This is a genomic window from Shewanella mangrovisoli, assembly GCF_019457635.1.
Taxonomy (GTDB): Bacteria; Pseudomonadota; Gammaproteobacteria; order Enterobacterales; family Shewanellaceae; genus Shewanella; species Shewanella mangrovisoli.
The window spans coordinates 4,693,868-4,712,843 of sequence record NZ_CP080412.1 but is presented as its reverse complement, the minus strand read 5'-3'; the positions used below and the strand labels follow the sequence as shown (position 1 = coordinate 4,712,843).

General features: G+C 49.1%; 15 protein-coding genes and 2 pseudogenes. 8 read left to right on the top strand and 9 right to left on the bottom strand.

The window, feature by feature from the left end:
* Positions 1-73 precede the first annotated feature (73 nt).
* Positions 74-827 (bottom strand): annotated as a pseudogene (locus K0H60_RS20485) (3-deoxy-D-manno-octulosonic acid kinase).
* Positions 828-915: 88 nt separating this feature from the next.
* On the opposite strand from K0H60_RS20485, the pseudogene K0H60_RS20480 reads away from it, so the two are divergent.
* The 3 genes and pseudogenes from K0H60_RS20480 to K0H60_RS20470 all read left to right on the top strand — a co-directional run bounded on the left by K0H60_RS20480 (position 916) and on the right by K0H60_RS20470 (position 4,192).
* A pseudogene (locus K0H60_RS20480) lies at positions 916-1,958 on the top strand (glycosyltransferase family 9 protein).
* Between the two features lie 52 nt (positions 1,959-2,010).
* Positions 2,011-3,096, top strand: a complete 1,086-nt coding sequence (locus tag K0H60_RS20475) for a glycosyltransferase (protein ID WP_220056889.1) — start codon at positions 2,011-2,013, stop codon at positions 3,094-3,096.
* Positions 3,097-3,115: 19 nt separating this feature from the next.
* Positions 3,116-4,192, top strand: a complete 1,077-nt coding sequence (locus K0H60_RS20470; RefSeq protein WP_220056888.1) for a CDP-glycerol glycerophosphotransferase family protein — start codon at positions 3,116-3,118, stop codon at positions 4,190-4,192.
* Positions 4,193-4,227: 35 nt separating this feature from the next.
* On the opposite strand, the gene K0H60_RS20465 is transcribed toward K0H60_RS20470, so the two are convergent.
* Positions 4,228-5,400 carry a glycosyltransferase family 4 protein gene (locus K0H60_RS20465; RefSeq protein WP_220056887.1) on the bottom strand — a complete coding sequence of 391 codons (1,173 nt, stop codon included), beginning with the start codon at positions 5,398-5,400 and terminating at the stop codon, positions 4,228-4,230.
* Positions 5,401-5,716: 316 nt separating this feature from the next.
* Positions 5,717-6,787 (bottom strand): glycosyltransferase, encoded by a 1,071-nt coding sequence (locus K0H60_RS20460; RefSeq protein ID WP_220056886.1) that lies wholly within the window; start codon positions 6,785-6,787, stop codon positions 5,717-5,719.
* Positions 6,788-7,062: 275 nt separating this feature from the next.
* Here K0H60_RS20460 and coaD point away from each other — a divergent pair, with 275 nt between their 5' ends.
* Positions 7,063-7,554 (top strand): pantetheine-phosphate adenylyltransferase, encoded by a 492-nt coding sequence (gene coaD, locus K0H60_RS20455; RefSeq protein ID WP_220056885.1) that lies wholly within the window; start codon positions 7,063-7,065, stop codon positions 7,552-7,554.
* Positions 7,555-7,620: 66 nt separating this feature from the next.
* Positions 7,621-9,093 carry a capsule assembly Wzi family protein gene (locus K0H60_RS20450; protein ID WP_220056884.1) on the top strand — a complete coding sequence of 491 codons (1,473 nt, stop codon included), beginning with the start codon at positions 7,621-7,623 and terminating at the stop codon, positions 9,091-9,093.
* Between the two features lie 58 nt (positions 9,094-9,151).
* Here K0H60_RS20450 and K0H60_RS20445 read toward each other — a convergent pair whose 3' ends face one another.
* Positions 9,152-10,159 (bottom strand): NAD-dependent epimerase, encoded by a 1,008-nt coding sequence (locus K0H60_RS20445; protein ID WP_220056883.1) that lies wholly within the window; start codon positions 10,157-10,159, stop codon positions 9,152-9,154.
* Positions 10,160-10,183: 24 nt separating this feature from the next.
* Positions 10,184-11,347: a nucleotide sugar dehydrogenase gene (locus K0H60_RS20440; protein WP_220058215.1), complete on the bottom strand. Its 1,164-nt coding sequence runs from the start codon at positions 11,345-11,347 to the stop codon at positions 10,184-10,186.
* Between the two features lie 233 nt (positions 11,348-11,580).
* Between K0H60_RS20440 and K0H60_RS20435 the strand changes: the two genes are divergently transcribed.
* From K0H60_RS20435 to K0H60_RS20425, 3 genes are read left to right on the top strand one after another with little or no spacing between them, the layout of a single operon-like run.
* Positions 11,581-12,312 carry a glycosyltransferase family 2 protein gene (locus K0H60_RS20435; RefSeq protein ID WP_220056882.1) on the top strand — a complete coding sequence of 244 codons (732 nt, stop codon included), beginning with the start codon at positions 11,581-11,583 and terminating at the stop codon, positions 12,310-12,312.
* Between the two features lies 1 nt (position 12,313).
* Positions 12,314-12,973, top strand: a complete 660-nt coding sequence (locus K0H60_RS20430) for a TVP38/TMEM64 family protein (RefSeq protein ID WP_055648187.1) — start codon at positions 12,314-12,316, stop codon at positions 12,971-12,973.
* 13 nt (positions 12,974-12,986) lie between these two features.
* On the top strand, positions 12,987-14,711 hold the full coding sequence (locus tag K0H60_RS20425) for an ArnT family glycosyltransferase (protein WP_220056881.1): 1,725 nt from the start codon (positions 12,987-12,989) through the stop codon (positions 14,709-14,711).
* Between the two features lie 61 nt (positions 14,712-14,772).
* Here K0H60_RS20425 and mutM read toward each other — a convergent pair whose 3' ends face one another.
* The 4 genes from mutM to K0H60_RS20405 form a co-directional block, all read right to left on the bottom strand.
* Positions 14,773-15,588, bottom strand: a complete 816-nt coding sequence (gene mutM, locus K0H60_RS20420; protein ID WP_220056880.1) for a bifunctional DNA-formamidopyrimidine glycosylase/DNA-(apurinic or apyrimidinic site) lyase — start codon at positions 15,586-15,588, stop codon at positions 14,773-14,775.
* A 24-nt stretch (positions 15,589-15,612) separates the two neighbouring features.
* Positions 15,613-16,068, bottom strand: a complete 456-nt coding sequence (locus K0H60_RS20415; RefSeq protein ID WP_220056879.1) for a hypothetical protein — start codon at positions 16,066-16,068, stop codon at positions 15,613-15,615.
* An 81-nt stretch (positions 16,069-16,149) separates the two neighbouring features.
* Positions 16,150-17,133, bottom strand: coding sequence for a GTP 3',8-cyclase MoaA (moaA, locus tag K0H60_RS20410; protein WP_220056878.1), 984 nt, complete (start codon positions 17,131-17,133; stop codon positions 16,150-16,152).
* A 15-nt stretch (positions 17,134-17,148) separates the two neighbouring features.
* Positions 17,149-18,948: a bifunctional molybdopterin-guanine dinucleotide biosynthesis adaptor protein MobB/molybdopterin molybdotransferase MoeA gene (locus tag K0H60_RS20405; RefSeq protein WP_220056877.1), complete on the bottom strand. Its 1,800-nt coding sequence runs from the start codon at positions 18,946-18,948 to the stop codon at positions 17,149-17,151.
* Positions 18,949-18,976 lie beyond the last annotated feature (28 nt).

Genomic DNA, 18,976 nt, shown 5'->3' with positions numbered 1-18,976 from the left:
CGCTTTTGCAGCGTCAGTTTGCTCTGGCCGAATCGTTACTCGCGCGCCAAACAGCCTAACGCTGTTTAGGTGACTAAGCTTTGGGGATCACTGAGTGATAGCCCGCGAGCAGCGCCGACCAGTCGGCGGGCGTAAAGGCAAGCGTAGGCTGTTTACCTTGCTCTTTGTTGAAGGAGCGTAGCAGCCTATCGAGGTTCGCCTTTTGCCATTGGGCATTGGGCGTTTTGATTTCACCCCTATCAAAATCAATCAGATAGAAACGTTCTTGTACGCCATCCGTTTGCTGTGGTTGCCATAAAATATTCTTCGCGTTTAAGTCGGCATGGTAAACGCCGCGGCGATGAAATTGGGCAATGGTGGCGCCGAGTGCTTGCCATTGCTCAGGAGCCATGGCGCCTTTAGTTAACTTAGCGACCAAGTCTTCGGCACCATCGACCCGCTCGATAATAATGTCGGCGCGGTAGAACAAGCCATCGCGCACAATATTGGCGGCAATAGGTTTAGGCACCGCAAATTGCTCGCGGTAGAGCAGGTCAAGCAGCCTTAATTCGCCCATGGCGCGGGTGTTTTCTGCCCAGCAGCAGAGTGCAGGCATCCTTACTGAATTTCTCCATCAGGCCACCGCGCCAGTAATGTCGCAATACCCAATGGTGCTCGCTAAAGGCCACAAACCAAGTGGTGTAACGTCCCTTGGATGATCCCACAACCGCGGCTTTTTCACGCCAGAAATCCACCGAAAACCAAGCTGGTGTTATGTCTTCAGGCGTATCTTGGCAAAGTGCCATATAGCCATCGGCGGTATTTATGATTTTGATTTGTGCGTTCATGGGAGATTTGTTGACTTAAGCGTGGCACCTGCGGCCATTCTACATTAAGATCCTTAGCTTGCGCCAAATAACCTTAAGAGCTATTCGCTTGAGTTTAAATCCCAACACCATGAATTCTCTCTGCCTGCTTAGGCTATCGGCTATCGGTGACGTCTGTCATGCCGTGGCTATGGTGCAGGCGATTCAACGCCAATATCCCCAGCTCAAAATCACTTGGGTGATAGGCAAGCTCGAATACCAACTATTAAAGCACTTGCCTGGTATTGAGTTTGTGATTTTCGATAAATGCAGGGCTGGCGCAGTTATTTCAACTTGCATAAAGCCTTGAAAGGCCGCCGCTTCGATGTCTTGTTGCACATGCAAGTCGCGCTACGTGCGACCTTAGCCTCCCTCGCGATTTCGGCAAAGGTTCGGGTCGGATTCGACCGTGCCCGCGCCAAAGAAGGTCAATGGCTGGTCACCAATCATAGAGTCGAACCTTTAGCTCAGCCCCATGTGCTGGACGGCTTTATGGGGTTCGCCAAGGCGATAGGCGTGAGCGACATCACCCCTAGTTGGAATATTCCAGTCCCTCAAGCGGACACTGAATTTGCCCAGCGCCAGATAGCCGATGGCGAGAAGGTATTGGTGATTTGTGCAGCCGCCAGCAAAGCCGAGCGTAATTGGCTGCCCGAGCGTTATGCGGCGGTAGCGCAACATGCGGTAAATAAGGGTTATCGAGTCATTCTCTGCGGTGGCCCAACGGCACTTGAAAAGACATTGGCCGAAAATATTGCTAATGCGTGCTCTGCCAAACTCGACAACTTAGTCGGCAAAACCAGTTTGACTCAATTACTGGCTCTGCTGAAACGCGCCAGCCTAGTGTTAGCGCCAGATACTGGCCCTGCACACATGGCGGTCACGCAAGGGACGCCTGTCATAGGTTTATATGCCCATTCCAACCCAGGTCGCACAGGGCCTTATTTATCGCAGCAATATGTGGTGAGCGCCTATCAAGAGGCCATCGCCTCACAGCAAAGCGGTGAGGTGAAATGGGGCACCCGTGCCAAGGGAGAGCACCTTATGGCGCTAATTAGTGTCGAAGCCGTGATTGAGAAATTTGATCAGGTTATTCAGCAGACACACAGTTAACCACTGTTAGCCTGTCATCCTGAGTTTTAGATTATCGTTTAGGAGAAAAATCATGCGGATAGCCATAGCCATCGACAGTTTAGCGGGTGGTGGAGCCGAGAAGGTCATGATTACCTTGGCAAAGCAGTTTATTAGCCTAGGGCATGAGCCGCATTTTTTGGTCATGGAAGATAATCGTTATTACGAAACGCCAGACAATTTACCTGTTCATCAATGTTTTGCCGACAAAGATAAAGATTATGACCACTTCGGGCGCCTAGGGGCATCGGTCGATAAGTTACGGGCAAAGATTACCGAGATTGAGTCCCGAGTCGGTAAGTTCGATCTGTTTTTATCTAATCTTGATAAGACCAATTTGATGATGACCAAAACCGGGGTGACACCACTCTATGTGATTGTGCACTCATCGGTTGAAGAAGAATTGAGTCGTCAGTTTAAGTTAGGCCCCTTCGCCTACTATAAGAAACTGCGGGCGAAAAAAGCGCTCAATGGCCAGCATTTGATCACTGTGTCCAACGGCATCGCTAAAGAGATTCAAGCTAAGGGGCGTTTGCAGCCAGCATCCATGCGAACTATCTACAATCCATTTGAATTTAATGAGATTGTTGCTCAGTCACAGCAAGAGAATCCGCAAATCCCTCAGGGTGACTATCTGATCCACGTAGGACGTTTTGCTAAACAGAAGCGCCACGATGTGTTGTTTGAGGCCCTTAAACAGACCCAAAATCAGTTACCTGTGGTGCTGTTATGCCATAACCACAAGAAGGCGATTAAAGCGGCGAAGAAATACGGCATCGAGAAGCGTTTAATCATTCCTGGGTTCCAGAGTAATCCTTTTCCTTGGATCAAACGCGCTAAAGCTCTGGTGCTGAGTTCCGATTTCGAAGGATTGCCGACGGTATTAATCGAATCCTTAGCCTGCGGCACGCCAGTGGTCAGTACCGACTGCCCACACGGACCTAATGAGATTTTGACCGGAAATTTGGCTCCCTATCTTGTGCCCCGTCGCAATCCTGCGGCCTTGGCGAAGATGATTGACGCCGTGGTCGCGCAGCCACCATCCCTCGACAATGTGGAGATTTTAGCTAAGGTGGATGCGACTGCGATTGCCGAACAATATCTCGCGCTCGCGAAATAATTTACCCGAGGAGAAAGCGGTGGAAGCGCGTAAATCAAATAAAAGACGTTATTTGTTCTACATCGCACAGAACTATTCCTATGCGATGCTAAGGCCGCTGCAGCAAGTGATTCTGGCGCGTGGCGATGAGGCGTGTTGGTTCCTCGAAGGCCGTGAGGTCGACCCCAAATTCCTTAAAGCGGATGAAAAACGCTTACCCGATATCGATGCCGTTAAGGCATGGAAACCCGATGCCGTGTTCGTGCCGGGTAACGTAGTGCCAAGCTTTATCCCTGGGGTTAAAGTGGGGGTGTTCCACGGTTTTAATGCGGGCAAAATGAATCATAAGGGGAGAGAAGATCACTTCGAAATCCGTGATTGCTTTGACTTGTATTGCACCCAAGGGCCGGCGACGACGTTACCTTTCCTTGAGCTAGAGAAAAAAATCGGCACCTTTACTGTGGCCGAAACGGGCTGGCCAGCGCTCGATCCCTTATTTATTGAAAATAAAGATAATCCTTACATTAAGCCCGATGATCCACGGCCAGTAGTGCTGTTTTGCTCGACATTCTCCCCCAGTCTGACCTGTGCGCCAGAGGTATTCGAGCAGATTAAAGCCCTGTCGCAAAAGAGCCAGTGGCGCTGGTTGGTACAGTTCCATCCTAAGATGAAGCCAAGTATTGTTGAGCAATACAAGACTCTCGAAAATGAGAATCTCCAGTTTGTGGAAACCGACAACGTGATCCCGCTTTTGCAGGCAGGTGATGTGATGCTCTGCGATACTTCTTCGATTTTATTGATGTTTTTAATGCAGCGTAAGCCAGTGGTAACCTTTAAAAATCAGTCACCGAAGGCTCATTTAATCGATATTAACCGAGTCGAAGAGATTGAACCTGCACTCATGAGAGCGCTGAGCCGCCCCGATGATTTGATGGCGCATATCCATGATTATTGCAATCAAATCCACCCTACGGGAGATGGTCAGTCTAGCCAGCGTGTACTCGCGGCAACCGATGCTCTGATCGATAAGGGAACCGCTTGGCTGAAACCTAAGCCATTGAACCTACTGCGACACTTTAAAATGCGCCGCAAGTTAGGCTATTGGAAACTGTTTTAAGAAAAAGTAAGGCCGACATAGTGTCGGCCTTGTTTTTAGCTTTGCGCTTTAGTCTCTTCGACTAGCTTAAAGATAATCTCTTGCATATTTTTCTGAAAATCTTCAATGCTGTGAGTCGCTTTGATGTAGTTCACCGCTTTTAGCGCCAGCTCTTGGCGGAGTGGCTCGTTTTCCATCAAATGGCGGATACCGTCGACAAAGAGTGGGACTTTATCGAAACCATCTCCTAGTACTGTGCCTGTAAATACCCCAAATTGGCTGGTGAGTTCATCGGGATCACGACAGCTCACGAGCAGCGTTCCGTAGGATAAGGCTTCCAAAAACGAAATAGGTAGCGCCTCGTGGATTGAGGTGTTCACTAAAATCTTAGCGTCCTTAATCAACTGTGCCTTTTTCTCGCCCTCAACATGCCCCACAAAGTGTAAGTTGGGGATATCGAGGTAGTTATTCATGATGGATTGGTTTTTCTTCGACTGTCTAAAGGATTGACCAAGCATGAAAAATTCATATTCTGGCATCAATTTGGCAATCTCACAGAATAACCAGCCACGCTTAACCGACTCGATACGGCCGAGGAAGATAATGTGATTTTTCTTCGGATGGGTTTCGACATCGAAGTTGTGATCGATTTCGATAGGATTCGGTAAGTATTTGATCTCGGTTTTATCGTCGAGGTTGTAGAGATCCCGCGCTTTTCTATCGAGAAAACGTGCTTGAGAAATAAACGAGACTTTACCCGCGGCCCATAGGTCATGGACAAATTGATAAATATTGCTATCCCAATAACTTTTCTCAGGAAAAAGTTTTACGGTATTAATTTCATCCCATTCGTAATCGGGGCGCGGATCTTGAACCCAGAACAACAATTTTTTATCGATATTGGGGATTGTTTTAAGAATACGATAGGAATGGGTCGTCATTTCGATGGATAAAAAAAGATCATAGTTTTTCTTTTTTAAGAATCTGATATTAAGAAAATCCATAAACTTAGCGGCAAGGCGATACACTTTGATACCATCGATCATATAACGACGGGGAATTAATCGCTGTTTGCTGCAATCTTTTTTTATTAGTACTTCTACTTCAATGTTCTCATTGGGTAGATGTTTGGCGATCAGATGACGGGCCAGAAAGCCGTATCCACCGTACACTGTACCTGTACCACCAAAATATTCATCGACTAATAAAGCGACCTTTAGCTTACTCATAACTACCCCAAAAATACTCACTAAATCCGTTTGTGAGACAAATTTATTCCAAGCGGAATATTTTGAGGTTTTTAATTCTGGCGATCAATTAAATAATGATTTAATTAATGCAGGACGCGGTATTATATAATTAATTGTTCGTTAAATGTTTTTAATTTGTATCACCTTAATCAATAAGTATGATGACATTAATGGTTTGTTGATACATTTGTTATATTAATTTTTATTTTAAATAGTGTTTCATGCTGTATCAATTTGTTGCGATATTAATTAGAACGCCAATATAAGAAATGGCGTTCTAATTAAAAGTGAAAATTTATTTCGCTAAGTTAATATATTGAGCGGCAATATATTGGCTGTCTACGGCCTTTAATATTTCTAGATTGTCTAAAGCGGGCGGTGAGGCCAGACACTCCAGTGCCTTTTGTGCCAACAGCGCGGGTTGGCGAACGGGGACGAGATATTGTGCTAAATGCCCTGTGAGAATTTCATTGGGCCCGTGTGGGCAATCTGTACTGACGACAGGTGTGCCACAGGCTAAAGACTCAATCACCACGGTCGGTAGGCCTTCAAAATCTGAGCTGAGTAACATCAACTCGGCTTTGGCAATCCAAGCGTAGGGATTGTGTTGGAACCCAGGCGTGATGATTCTGTGTTCGACACCGTATTTCTTAGCGAGTTTGCGTGCCTTTTTGGGGCGGTTGCACAGCAGGACAAGTTTAGGGGCCGTTGGCATATCCCTAAGTGCCTTAAACAAAATATCGTGGCGTTTTTGCCGTGTCACACGGCCGACATGGATCATATAAGGCTCACTTGGGATCTCGGCAATTTCTTCCTGAGTCTTCTTGCGGATTTCCTCCAATCTAAAGGGATTATAGATGGTCTGAACGCTTTGTGGCTTCAGCCAAGAAGTGGCACTGAGCTCATCGGCGATGCCATTGGAAACTGTAATGATCTTTTTGCCAATCAGTGCCTTGGCCTTTTTCCAGCGCCGCCAGAAATGCACTGGACCACGCTTTAATTCCATCAAGAGTTCTTGCTTAAGGGCGCAGTGGCAAAAGTAATAGCAGGGATCGAAATCGCAGCCGGAAACAACGACATCGCAGTCGGTCGAGTTACTTAAGAATAGCGAGAACTTACCCGATTGTTCCGCTTCGGCCACCTTGGCCTGCAGGCGTTGTCTTTGCTCCTGTAGACTTGGCTTTTGACCTGCTTCATATAGGTAATGAATCGTCACATTTTCTGGCGGCATAAAATCCCCCTCTTTATGGAACACAAAGAGGTGAACATCTTGCCCGGCTTCCTGCAGCACTTCTGCCTGGGATAAGGCGATTTTGACTGTGCCGTTAGAGAAAAAGTTATGGCAAAAAATGGCGATTTTTTTCATATAAGTGCTCTGATGACGTGGACTTAATCGGTTGTGGTGTGGTTTCAATCCATCTTGGTTGGACGAAAGCCGCTGCCTACTTAAGCCAATATATATCGAGTCGGCATTATATCAGTTCATGCCTTTACATGGGCTTAATCCGAGGAATTCTTGCCAGTATTTCAATTTTTAACGGGATTTTCAGCGGTTTTTATCTGGATGATTCACTCAAGTGGCTAAAACGAGTAGACTGGCGGCAATGATTTTTGGGTATCTATCTGAGTCGAGTCAGCAAAGTGCATACAAGAGCTATTTATCCTGGGACTTTCGATCCCATTACCAATGGTCATGCCGATTTGATTGAGCGTGCGGCTAAGTTGTTTAAGCATGTGATTATTGGCATTGCGGCCAATCCATCTAAGCAGCCAAGGTTTACTCTTGAGGAGCGCGTTGAGTTGGTAAACCGCGTCACAGCCCATTTGGATAATGTGGAAGTGGTTGGTTTTTCGGGCTTGCTGGTGGATTTTGCCAAGGAACAGCGTGCGAGCGTGCTGGTGCGTGGTTTGCGTGCGGTTTCCGACTTTGAGTATGAATTCCAATTGGCCAACATGAATCGCAGATTAAGCCCTGATCTTGAGAGCGTGTTTTTAACGCCGGCTGAAGAAAACTCCTTTATTTCTTCCACCTTAGTGAAGGAAGTCGCGCTGCATGGCGGCGATGTGAGTCAATTTGTACACTCTGAGGTGGCAAGCGCGTTGACCGCCAAGCTTAACCTCGCAAAGGCCTGATAAGGCTGAGTATTTCCATAAAACCTTTGAGGCATCAGGCCTCGCGATGATAATGAAAAGGATGTTATGAAGGCTTTTTTGACCCCCACTATCCTCGCTGCTAGCGTTGCATCTGGTTTATTGTTTTCTGCTTCCGTTGCTGCAGCCCCTTGGGTGGATGCCTCGGACATTTATTTAAGAGCCGATATTCAAGCTCTGGCCGATGCGGGCGTGATCCGTGTGCCAGTGAATACCTTTCCCTTGATGTGGTCAGGTATTGGTGGCGACTTAGCGAAAGTCGAACCCGAACTATTGTCTCCCCGTTTAGTGCAAGCCTTTGCCCGAGTTAACTTTTACTATCAAAATGCCGTCGATAATCGCGGTAATGCTAGGGTTAAACTCTCGGGCGCGACCGATCCCGCTCGCTTCCAGCATTATGGCTCCGACTATCGTGAAAAGGGTGAGGCTAAAGCCTCTTACGAATACTTAGGCTCACGTGTGGCCTATAAAACCACAGTTGCCGAGACTTACGACCCGCAAGATAACAAAAACTTCCGTCTCGATGAGTCTTACTTCGCGGTGATCATGGGTAACTGGATTGCGACTTTAGGTACGGTTGAGCAATGGTGGGGCCCGGGATTTGATTCTGCATTGCATCGCTCTAACAATGCGCGCCCTATGCAGTCACTGTCGCTCAGCCGTAATAATGCTGCCGCCTTCGAAACGCCATGGTTATCTTGGATTGGTCCTTGGACTTTCAAGACCGGTTTTAGCATGGCTGAAAAAGAGCGTGCCGTGCCTAAAACGGCGGAATGGGATATGCGCTTTACCGCCAAACCCCTTCAGCAGTTAGAAATAGGCCTATCTTGGTCGACACTATTCTGTGGTGAAGGGCAGAATTGCGACTTCGATTCTTGGTGGGATTCAGTTGCTGGTAATGCGGTGTGCATCGACGGTTCGGATTCTTGCCTTGCCGATCAACGCCGTGGCGCTGGCCATAGAACCCAGAGCATCGATTTACGTTATGCCAATACTTGGCAGGATATCCCTGTGGGTTTGTACCTTGAGCATAGCTGTGAAAACGGCAGCGATTGCGGCTCACTTTGGGGGATAGATACCCATTTCGGCACGTCGGGTAAGCAATTCAAGCTGTTTATGGAATACTCGGATACCTTTGTCGAGTGTGATGGCAAGCCTAACTGCTTCTATGAAGATCCTGTCTACCTGAGTGGAGCGCGTTACTACGGCAGAGCCTTAGGTTCGACCTATGATAGCGATGCTCAAGTCTTTGTATTGGGTTTAGTTGGCCAGTTCCATAACAGCCGCGGTTTTACCTCGCTCCTGCGTTATGCCAAGTTGAATAAAGACGGCACCAATGTGGCGACCACATGGGCGCCACAGCCACCGAAGGAAGACTTGCTGATGCTGGAGCTTTCCTATCGTATGCCTGTGTGGAAGGGCATGTGGAGTCTGGGCGGTACAGTATCGAGATCGGAATTTGATGTACAAGAAAACGATACTAATGCGACTTTCTTCAGCAGTTTTGAATATCGTTTTTAAGCGTTAACTCAATAAAAAGGCCTGCAAATCAGCAGGCCTTTTTATTTTCTCAAAGAAGTTACTTCGCATAAAACGCGCGGTACCACTCGACAAATCTGCTCACCCCGGTATTGATATCCACTTGGGGTTTATAACCCACGGCCTTAAACAGGTCTTCGGTATCGGCCCAAGTGGAATGCACATCTCCGGGCTGCATGGGTAAGAATTGTTTGTTAGCCTCAATACCGAGTGCACTTTCGAGTGCGGTAATAAAATCCAGCAATTGCACTGGGCTGCCATTGCCTATGTTGAATACGCGATAGGGGGCGCTGCTATTGGCGGGTGTGCCAGTTTCAACATGCCAGTCCGGTGTTGGGTGAGGAGGTTTGTCTTGTACCCTGATGATGCCCTCAACGATATCGTCGATATAGGTGAAATCACGGCTGAGATCGCCATGGTTATACACATCGATAGTGTCGCCTGCGAGAATCGCTTTTGTGAATTTAAACAAGGCCATATCGGGTCGTCCCCAGGGGCCATACACGGTAAAAAAGCGCAAGCCTGTGGTGGGTAATTGATAGAGATGCGAGTAAGTGTGCGACATTAACTCGTTAGCTTTCTTGGTCGCCGCGTATAGGGAAATCGGGTGATCGACACTATCCTCGGTCGAAAATGGCATCTTTTGATTCAAGCCATACACAGAGGATGAAGAGGCATAGACTAGATGCTCAATCTTATGGTGCCGACAGCCCTCTAAAATGGTGAGATGCCCGACTAAATTGCTATCGGCATAGGCGAGGGGATTATCGAGGGAGTAGCGCACCCCAGCCTGCGCGGCGAGATGGATAACCCGTTGAAAACCTTGCTCTGCAAACAATGCCGCTATGCCTTCTCTGTCGGCTAAGTCCAGTTTGATAAAACGGAAATTGCTTAACGCTTCGAGTGGAGATAACCGAGCTAGTTTTAAGCCGACATCATAATAGTCATTGAGGTTATCGATACCGATTACCTCATGGCCCTGTGCGCAGAGGCGCTCACTGACTTTAGCGCCGATAAATCCGGCGGCGCCTGTGACTAAGTATTTCATAGTAAACCTTTATATTCTGGACGCTTAGTCGTGATGGAACAGATCCCGAGTGTAGACTTTAGCGGCGACATCTTCGAGTTCATTGGCCATACGGTTAGAAATAATCACATCGCACATGGCTTTAAATTCGTGTAAATCGCGGATCACTTTCGAGTTAAAAAACTCGTCTTCCTTGAGTACGGGCTCATAGACTACGACTTCGATGCCCTTGGCCTTGATGCGTTTCATCACGCCCTGTACCGCCGAGGCGCGGAAGTTGTCCGAGTCGGATTTCATGATTAAGCGATAGATACCCACTCGCTTCGGTTGCTTATTGATAATAGCGTTGGCGATAAAATCTTTGCGGGTCGTATTGGAGTCGACAATGGCGCTGATGAGATTGTTAGGCACATCGTTATAGTTGGCTAACAATTGCTTAGTGTCCTTGGGCAGGCAGTAACCGCCATAACCGAAGGACGGGTTGTTGTAGTAATCGCCGATGCGCGGATCTAAACATACGCCTTCGATAATCTGACGGGTGTTGAGTCCTCGGCTCTCCGCATAGGTGTCCAACTCATTAAAGTAGGCGACGCGCATGGCTAAAAAGGTGTTGGCAAACAACTTAATCGCCTCGGCCTCAGTGCTGTCTGTGAGTAAAGTCGGAATATCTTGTTTAATGGCGGCGCGGGCAAGAAGATTAGCGAAGGCTTGGGCGCGCTCGGAACGCTCACCCACTATGATGCGCGAGGGGTGCAGGTTATCGTAAAGCGCCTTACCTTCACGCAAAAACTCTGGCGAAAATAAGATATTGTCACTGTTGAGCTTATTTCTCAGCCCTTCGGTAAAACCCACTGGCACAGTCGATTTGATAACAATGGTGGTATCTGGATTCAGGGCGAGTACTTCCTTCGCGACCCGTTCTACCGACTGAGTATTAAAGTAGTTAGTTTGTGGGTCGTAATCTGTAGGAGTCGCTATGATGACAAAATCAGCTTCTTTAACGGCTTTTTTGTCGGTCGTGGCACTGAGATTTAAGGCTTTATGCTGCAGATATTCTTCAATCAGGCTGTCGGCGACCGTTGGTTTACGCGCATTAACTAACGCGACACGCTCGGGCATCAAATCAATCGCTACTACATGGTTTTGCTGGGCGAGTAAAACCGCGTTCGATAGGCCAACATAGCCCATTCCAACTACAACTATGTTCATAGGTTTTATACAGTTTGGCATTTTGTTTCCCAAACTAGCATTTTCTGCGGAGATAAAACATGTCATTTCGATGAAATTCACAGTTCCAAATTAAGTGCTCTTTTCTCGATTTTCACCCGTATACAATGCTGGGCCTGCATACTGTTTAATTCATAACATCCTATCGATACAGATTTTTGTTTGCCACAATCCTATGTTACCGTACTCATGGTTATTAAGCTTGGAGCCTTAATGTGATTTCAGTCGTGATCCCCGCAAAAGATGAAGTGGGCAATATTGGCCCATTAATGAAAGAGATATGCCAAGCCCTGCAAGGGTTGACTGAGTTTGAAATTCTTGTTGTCGACGACGGTAGTCAGGACGACACTTTTGGTGAGGTGATGCACACCGCCGAGGTGATGCAATGCGATGCCAAAGCCATTCGTCACGAGCGCAGTACGGGTCAGAGTACCGCTATCTCCACTGGCGTTTTACATGCCCGTGGTAAATACATAGTCACCTTAGATGCTGATGGGCAAAACGACCCTGCGGATATTCCCGCCATGTTGGCCCAATTGCCGCAAATCCATGCCGAACACTTTTGTATCGCAGGCTATCGCAAAAGCCGCAAGGACACGGCGTGGAAGCGCTTCCAGTCCCGCTTTGCCAATAAAGTGCGTGATGCACTGTTACACGATGGCGTACCCGATACCGGATGTGGCTTAAAACTCTTCCCCCGTGAAACCTTCCTGCGTATGCCTTACTTCGACCATATGCACAGATATATTCCTGCACTGGTGCGCCGCATGGGTGGCGAAGTGTTTATTTCTGTGGTTAATCATAGGGATCGCCAAGTAGGCGTGTCTAAATATACCGCTTGGAATCGGGTCTGGGTCGGGATTGTCGATATCATGGGCGTCATGTGGCTCGGTCGCAGGGCGAAAATCGCTAAGGTCGCCCGTAGCGAAACCAGCTGGCACGATTAAGATGAAGCGACTCTATAAGGCGATTTTTATCGTCTTTATTTTGTTGGTGTTAATGTTTGCTGCCCAGCAAGGGTTATTCGAGCATGTGACCGATAGCAATTGGGTGGCACACTTTATTGCCGCCCAAGGGGTCTATGCGCTGGCGGTATTGCTGATGGTGGGCGCCTTGTTTACCGCTGTCGGTGGGCCGAGGCAGGTGATCGCCTTTGTATTTGGCTTTGCCCTCGGCGGTATCTATGGCGGTCTATTTTCCACCTTAGCGGCATTGCTGGGTTGTGTGCTGGCGTTTTATACCGCGAGATTAACCATTCGAAGCAGCCTGCAACGACGTTTTGGCAATCGTTTACAAAAGTTTGAGGCGCTGATCCTTCATCGGACTTGGTTAAAAGTCTTAATGATCCGTCTGTTGCCTGTGGGGAGTAATCTGCTGACGAATCTGTTTGCGGGGGCGACACACATCCCCGCGGGGGGATTTATGTTTGGCAGCGTGCTGGGTTATTTGCCGCAGATGCTGATATTCAGTTTTGCGGGCGCGGGCATTGGTTTGTCTGATCATAACCAACTGGGGATCAGTATTGGGCTGTTTATTATCTCGAGTCTTATCGGCGCTTACCTTTACCGTTCGAGCCTGCGCAAGCAGGTGGATGAATTGGAAAACTAAATAGGGATTAGGAATGGATGCATTGAATCGTCGTTTCAATAGCGAAGATTATTACCAAGTACTCTGGCCGCTGCTGTTGATGAGTTTGTTGATCTTACTGGTTGGCATAGGTTTTCGTTCACCTTGGCCCGCCGACGAACCGCGGTTTGTTGAGGTCGCGCGGGAAATGGTTGCCTCGGGTCAATGGTTATTCCCTACCCGGGGCGGGGAATATTATCCCGATAAGCCGCCAGTGTTTATGTGGGCCATCGCCCTGTTTTATCAACTCACAGGCTCGTTAAAACTCTCCTTCTTACTCCCCAATGCCCTCTGTGGTTTGCTGACGGTATTCCTTGTCTATGATCTGGGTGCCAGATTGTGGAATGTGCGGGTTGGCCGCAACGCTGCACTGTTGCTCCTTATCGTGCCGCAGTTTTTGATGCAGGCGAAAAATGCCCAGATAGATGCCATGGTGATGTGCTGGATAACCGTGGGATGTTACGGATTAATCAGGCATTTTATGCTTGGGCCTAAGTGGCATTGGTATTTTATTGGCTGGGCGTTTATGGGGCTAGGGGTAATCACTAAGGGAGTTGGTTTCTTGCCCCTATTGTTGCTCATTCCGATTGGGATTTACGCCTTCAAAGATAAGACCCGTTTTGAGGGCCGTTTAACTTGGCTTTGCCTCGCGGGGCCTTTGGCCATGCTGGCCGTGATTGCCTGTTGGCTAGTGCCCATGGTGATGACGGTTCAAGCCCATGGTACTCCTGAGATGGTGGCCTATCAAAATAATATTTTGTTTAAGCAAACGGGCGAGCGTTACGTTAATGCTTGGCACCATATCAAGCCATGGTACTTCTTCGTGCTGAGCGTGATCCCTTGGATGTGGTTCCCGATTTCGTTGCTGGTGGTGGCCTATTGGAAACAGTGGGTGCAAAAGGTGAAGGCCGATCCCACCATTGCGATTCTGCTGATTTGGGTCGGGCTCGTGGTGCTGTTTTTCAGTATCAGCCCTGGCAAGCGCAACGTGTATATTCTGCCCGCATTACCTATGTTGGCCCTAGCGGCGTCGGCGGTATTAACGGGCGTTTCGCCAAAAGCCTGGTTTGAAAAACTGGTCACTGGTGTGCTGTGGTTCTTAGGCGCACTCGTGTTAGTGGCAGGTGTGCTGGCGCTTATTCATCATCCCGCACTCGTCAAAGCGCTAGCTGACTATACCGATGATCTTACTGGCATTGGTTACTTGTTTATTTTGCTCGGGGTGCTTTGGTTTGCCTTGCTGTGGCTGGCGCGTCGTCAGTTTGCACTGGTAAAGGTGGGGCTGGTTTCAGCCTTGGGTTGGGTGCTGGTGAGCACTTGGGGTTACGCTATGCTCGATGAGATGCGCACCCCCAGAAGCCTGATGCTACACACTGCCGAAGTGATAGGTGAGGATGCCGAACTTGGCCTAGTTAACTTTAAAGAGCAATTTATCCTGTTCTCGCCCATGAGTGTAACGCACTTTAGTTACCTCGCGCCGCTAGAAGAGCAAGAGCGTAACGCGTGGCAATGGATGCAGGAGAACAAACAGCGTTATGTTTTAGTGCCTAGCGGTGCCGAGCTTAGTTGTTTCGATATCAAAGGCGGTAAGATCATGGGGATTGCCCACCGTGACGAGTGGATTTTGTTATCCGCTGCAGAACTTAAGCCTCAGTGCCAAGCGCCAGAACGTGAGTACCGTTACTTTACTGACCATCCAGGCCGTTGGTTAAAAGAGTAATCAAAAGCAGTATCGAAGAAGCTAAAAATGCCTGCGATTGCAGGCATTTTTATCGGCGAGATTAACGTGTCTGGCAGATGCCGCAAAACACTGTGGTGCGTTGACCAAGGCGGATTTCGCTGAGTAGATTGCCGCACTGAGTACAGGTTTCGCCACCGCGGCCGTAAACATGCAGCTTTTGTGCGAAATAGCCGGGTTTACCCTCGGCATTGGTGAAGTCCTTAAGCGTGGTGCCGCCCTGCTTAATGGCGTGGGCGAGGATTTGTTTGACCTCGGCAACCAGTACCGTTAAGCGTTCAATATCTATCTTGCCCGCCTCCGCCTCGGGGTGTATTCCGGCGGCAAACAGAGCTTCGTTGGCGTAAATATTTCCCACACCCACCACAATATGGTTATCCATCAGGCAGAGTTTGATGGCCTTCTTCTTACCTGCCAGCGCGGCCGCTAACTGATTGACGTTAAAGGCATCGGTCAGAGGTTCTGGCCCGAGTTTTTCCAGCAGTGGATGGGCTTCCTCAGGCAATTGGCACCATAACCAGGCGCCGAAACGTCTTGGATCGTTAAAGCGCAGAATACGGCCATTGGCGAGGACAAGATCGATATGGTCGTGCTTCTCCACTGGCGTGTCATGGGGCAGGATCCGCAAACTGCCCGACATTCCCAAATGCACTATGCTGGTGCCTGCATCCGTATCGATTAACAGATATTTAGCGCGGCGGCGCACTTGGCGTATGGTTTGGCCGATGATCTGTTTGGCAAGTTCGGGAACGGGCCAACGCAGTGAGGCGTTACGGATTACGAGGTCAGCCACGGTTTGTTCGACAAGATGTGGGGCTATGCCCTGACGGGTGACTTCGACTTCTGGTAATTCCGGCATGATTGAGTTCTTTTAGGTAATAAATTAGCTGGTGGATTTGGCATCGAGGATTGGCTGTAAATCGGCCCTTAGGCTGGGGGGCACTAAGTACCAGTTGCCAGCGGGTGACTTGAGTACACCGTCCTCGGGGAAATAAATCCAACGTTGCGATTGGCGGATCTCGGCAATTTGGATTACCAGTTCCTGCGGCTTGCCTGTGGGTTGTGGTGCCTCGCTGAGTGGCGAGACTCTTAGGCCTTGCCAAGCCTTGACCCATTGCGCACAGTTGAGCACCAGCGGATCGCACTCCCAACCCGAGGCTCGCTTATGCAACCACACGCCATCTAGCTGCAACTGCGCCAGCGGCGCATTGTCATCAAATAATAGTTGGGCATCACTCGGCACATTATGAGTTTTCTTGTCCATAAACGTCAGCACCGCAATGATAAAAATGCAGGCAAGAATAATGATGTTATTCCACTGTTTACGAGTAAGCGCCATGGTAAGAGTGACACAAAAAAGGGGACTGATGCCTTGAGTGTATCACGGCAAAATAGAGATGCTAGCCCTAGGTGAGAGGGGTTAACCGCCAGTGCTATTCATAAAGCGCAGGATTTGTACGCCGTTATTATCGAAAACATGCTGCTTAGGTTTGAGCTTAATACCTTGGAGAATCGCGGTTTTAAGTCGCTCAATGTCTCCGGGGTATTCTCGCACAATGCTTTTTAAATCAATGGAGTGTTCATTACCTAGGCAGAGCAATAATTGCCCCTCTACGGTCACGCGCACTCTATTACATTCGTGGCAAAAGTTGTGGCTATGGGGTGAGATAAACCCGATGTGAATCGGACTATCCGCCATGGTGTAGTAACGCGCGGGGCCGCCTGTGCGTTTATTAGAAAGCTGCAGGGGATAATGCTGGTTAATCATGGCCTTAACTTCATCACTGCTGCAATGACGCGCGTCTTTGCGCTCGTCCATTTCACCCAGCGGCATTTCTTCAATAAAGGCGATATCTAACTTACGGTCACGACAAAAATTAACTAGATCAATAACTTCATGATCGTTTTGCTGTTTAAGGATCACCGCATTGATTTTAATCCGCTCAAAACCTGCGGCGATGGCCGCATCAATCCCTTCGATAACACGTGCTAATTTGCCGTTGCGCGTCAGTTGGGTAAAGAGTTCGGGGTTAAGGGTATCTAGGCTGATATTTAAGCGCTTAAGACCCGCATCAAACATAGGTTTGGCAAACTTACTGAGCCTAGAACCATTGGTGGTCATCGATAAATCTTTGAGCCCAGGGAGCTTGCCCAGTAAGTGCACCAGTTGATCGCAATCGCTACGCACCAGCGGCTCGCCGCCTGTGAGGCGAATTTTAGTCACCCCCAGTTCAGTAAAGGCTTGGGCAATCCAAGCCAACTCTTCGAGGTGCAGTACATGGTCCTTGGGCAAGAAGCAGGGATCTTCCGTCATGCAATAGACACAACGGAAGTCGCAGCGATCCGTCACTGAGAGTCGTAAATATTCGACCTGACGGCCAAAGGCATCCACAAGTTGGCTCATAGAGCTTACCTGAACTTATAAAAGATCGGCAAATGGTTGAATAAACACAGTTTCACCCGCATTGACCGCCTCAGCGTCATCTCCAATGATGATAAGGCAATTGCCTTTGACCATAGAGCTGAGCATGCCCGAACCTTGGTTGCCAGTACTGGTCACGTGCAGCCTGCCATCATTACCGAGGCGATAAATTCCGCGGATAAACTCAGTACGGCCCGTGCGGCTACGCAGGGTTTCATCGGTGATCGCCGGAAATAACGGTGCCTGCCAGTTTGTTTCGCCAGCGAGTTTACGCAGTGCAGGTTGCACAAATTGCAGGAAGGACACCATCACAGCCACTGGATTGCCGGGCAAGCCGAAGAATAGGCTATCGCCGACCTTACCAAAGGCGAGTGGACGACCTGGGCGCATATTGATCCGCCAGAAGTCGATATTGCCAAGGCGTGCTAGCACGGCCTTGATGTAGTCGGCGTCGCCAACGGAAACGCCGCCAGAGCTAATCACCACATCTGCCTGCGCCGCGGCTTTGGTCAAGGTGGCTTCGAGAGCGCTTTCGGAATCTTCGATAATGCCTAAGTCAATGACTTCACAACCTAAACGTTTTGCCATCGCCTTGATGGTGTAACGGTTCGAGTCATAAATACAGTTTGGATTTAGCGCTTCGCCGGGTTGGCTGACTTCATCCCCGGTTGAGAACACGGCCACCGTCGGGCGGCGATAAACCGTCACACGGTCAAGGCCGAGGGAAGCTAATAAGCCCTGTTCGGCGGCGCTTAGGCGTGTGGCTTGGGTGAGGGCGACTTGGCCTTGGCCTATGTCTTCACCCGCAAGGCGTACGTGTTGGCCTTGCTGAATGCGACCATCGAAACTGACCTTGGCATTGGCCTCGTTAGCTAGCTCACGAGGTTGAACTGTATCTGCGCCAGCGGGTACGGGCGCGCCCGTCATAATGCGCACGGTTTCACCCGCTTTGAGTGTGCCCGAATATTGATGTCCGGCGAGGACTTCACCGACTAAGTCGAAGCTCGCTGGCAGCGGATCTTGATAGGCAAAGGCATAGCCATCCATCGCCGAGTTGGTTTGCTGCGGCACATCCACGGGCGAAATGCTGTCGCGGGCGAGCACGCGGTTATCTAACGCATCTAAACCTATGTCTTCCACCTCAGTGACAGGGGCGACATGGGATAAAATCTGCGCTAAGCCTTGGCTCACGCTGAGGTTTTTATCGCTACCCAAGGTGCAGGCATCGACAGTCGCAATCGGTAATGCGGGGTTAGGGGCTTGCCAGCTATTGGCGTATTCCATCACAAAGTCAGCAATTTGCGCGACATTGTTGAGGTCGAGTCTTCTTAGCTCGCTCGGCAGCTCAGTGTCATCACAGCAAGCGATGGCGAGAATATTGTCGTCTTGGGTATAGATAAACGGCTTGCCGTGGGCGGCGCGGTGCAGCTCAATTTTCGGCAGCGTGAGTTTTTTAAAGCCTTCGACTAAGACGATATCGACTTTATCGGCTTCAATTTGTTTGAGTAGGTGGACTAACTCAGGGTCGCCATCGCGGGCATCTTCGGTCATCAGCGCCCAACGCACATGGGAGGCTACTAACATTTGCCGCGCGCCGGCTTTGCGCATCTCGTAGCTGTCTTTACCGGGAATATCGACATCGAAATTGTGGTGAGCATGTTTGATCACCGCCAGACGCAGGCCGCGCTGATTCAACTCGGGGATCAATTGCTTGAGTAGGGTGGTTTTCCCCGTGCCGCTATAGGCACAAAATCCGAGAACGGGAATAGATAGCGGATTGACGAAGGGAGTACTCATTTGCACCTCTAATCTAGGAAATTTGAAG

Coding starts and splice junctions, on each gene's coding strand:
- K0H60_RS20475 (WP_220056889.1), top strand. CDS start 2,011: ATGCGGATAGCCATAGCCATCGACAGTTTAGCGGGTGGTGGAGCCGAG.
- K0H60_RS20465 (WP_220056887.1), bottom strand. CDS start 5,400: ATGAGTAAGCTAAAGGTCGCTTTATTAGTCGATGAATATTTTGGTGGT.
- K0H60_RS20460 (WP_220056886.1), bottom strand. CDS start 6,787: ATGAAAAAAATCGCCATTTTTTGCCATAACTTTTTCTCTAACGGCACA.
- K0H60_RS20450 (WP_220056884.1), top strand. CDS start 7,621: ATGAAGGCTTTTTTGACCCCCACTATCCTCGCTGCTAGCGTTGCATCT.
- K0H60_RS20445 (WP_220056883.1), bottom strand. CDS start 10,159: ATGAAATACTTAGTCACAGGCGCCGCCGGATTTATCGGCGCTAAAGTC.
- K0H60_RS20440 (WP_220058215.1), bottom strand. CDS start 11,347: ATGAACATAGTTGTAGTTGGAATGGGCTATGTTGGCCTATCGAACGCG.
- K0H60_RS20430 (WP_055648187.1), top strand. CDS start 12,314: ATGAAGCGACTCTATAAGGCGATTTTTATCGTCTTTATTTTGTTGGTG.
- K0H60_RS20425 (WP_220056881.1), top strand. CDS start 12,987: ATGGATGCATTGAATCGTCGTTTCAATAGCGAAGATTATTACCAAGTA.
- mutM (WP_220056880.1), bottom strand. CDS start 15,588: ATGCCGGAATTACCAGAAGTCGAAGTCACCCGTCAGGGCATAGCCCCA.
- K0H60_RS20415 (WP_220056879.1), bottom strand. CDS start 16,068: ATGGCGCTTACTCGTAAACAGTGGAATAACATCATTATTCTTGCCTGC.
- moaA (WP_220056878.1), bottom strand. CDS start 17,133: ATGAGCCAACTTGTGGATGCCTTTGGCCGTCAGGTCGAATATTTACGA.
- K0H60_RS20405 (WP_220056877.1), bottom strand. CDS start 18,948: ATGAGTACTCCCTTCGTCAATCCGCTATCTATTCCCGTTCTCGGATTT.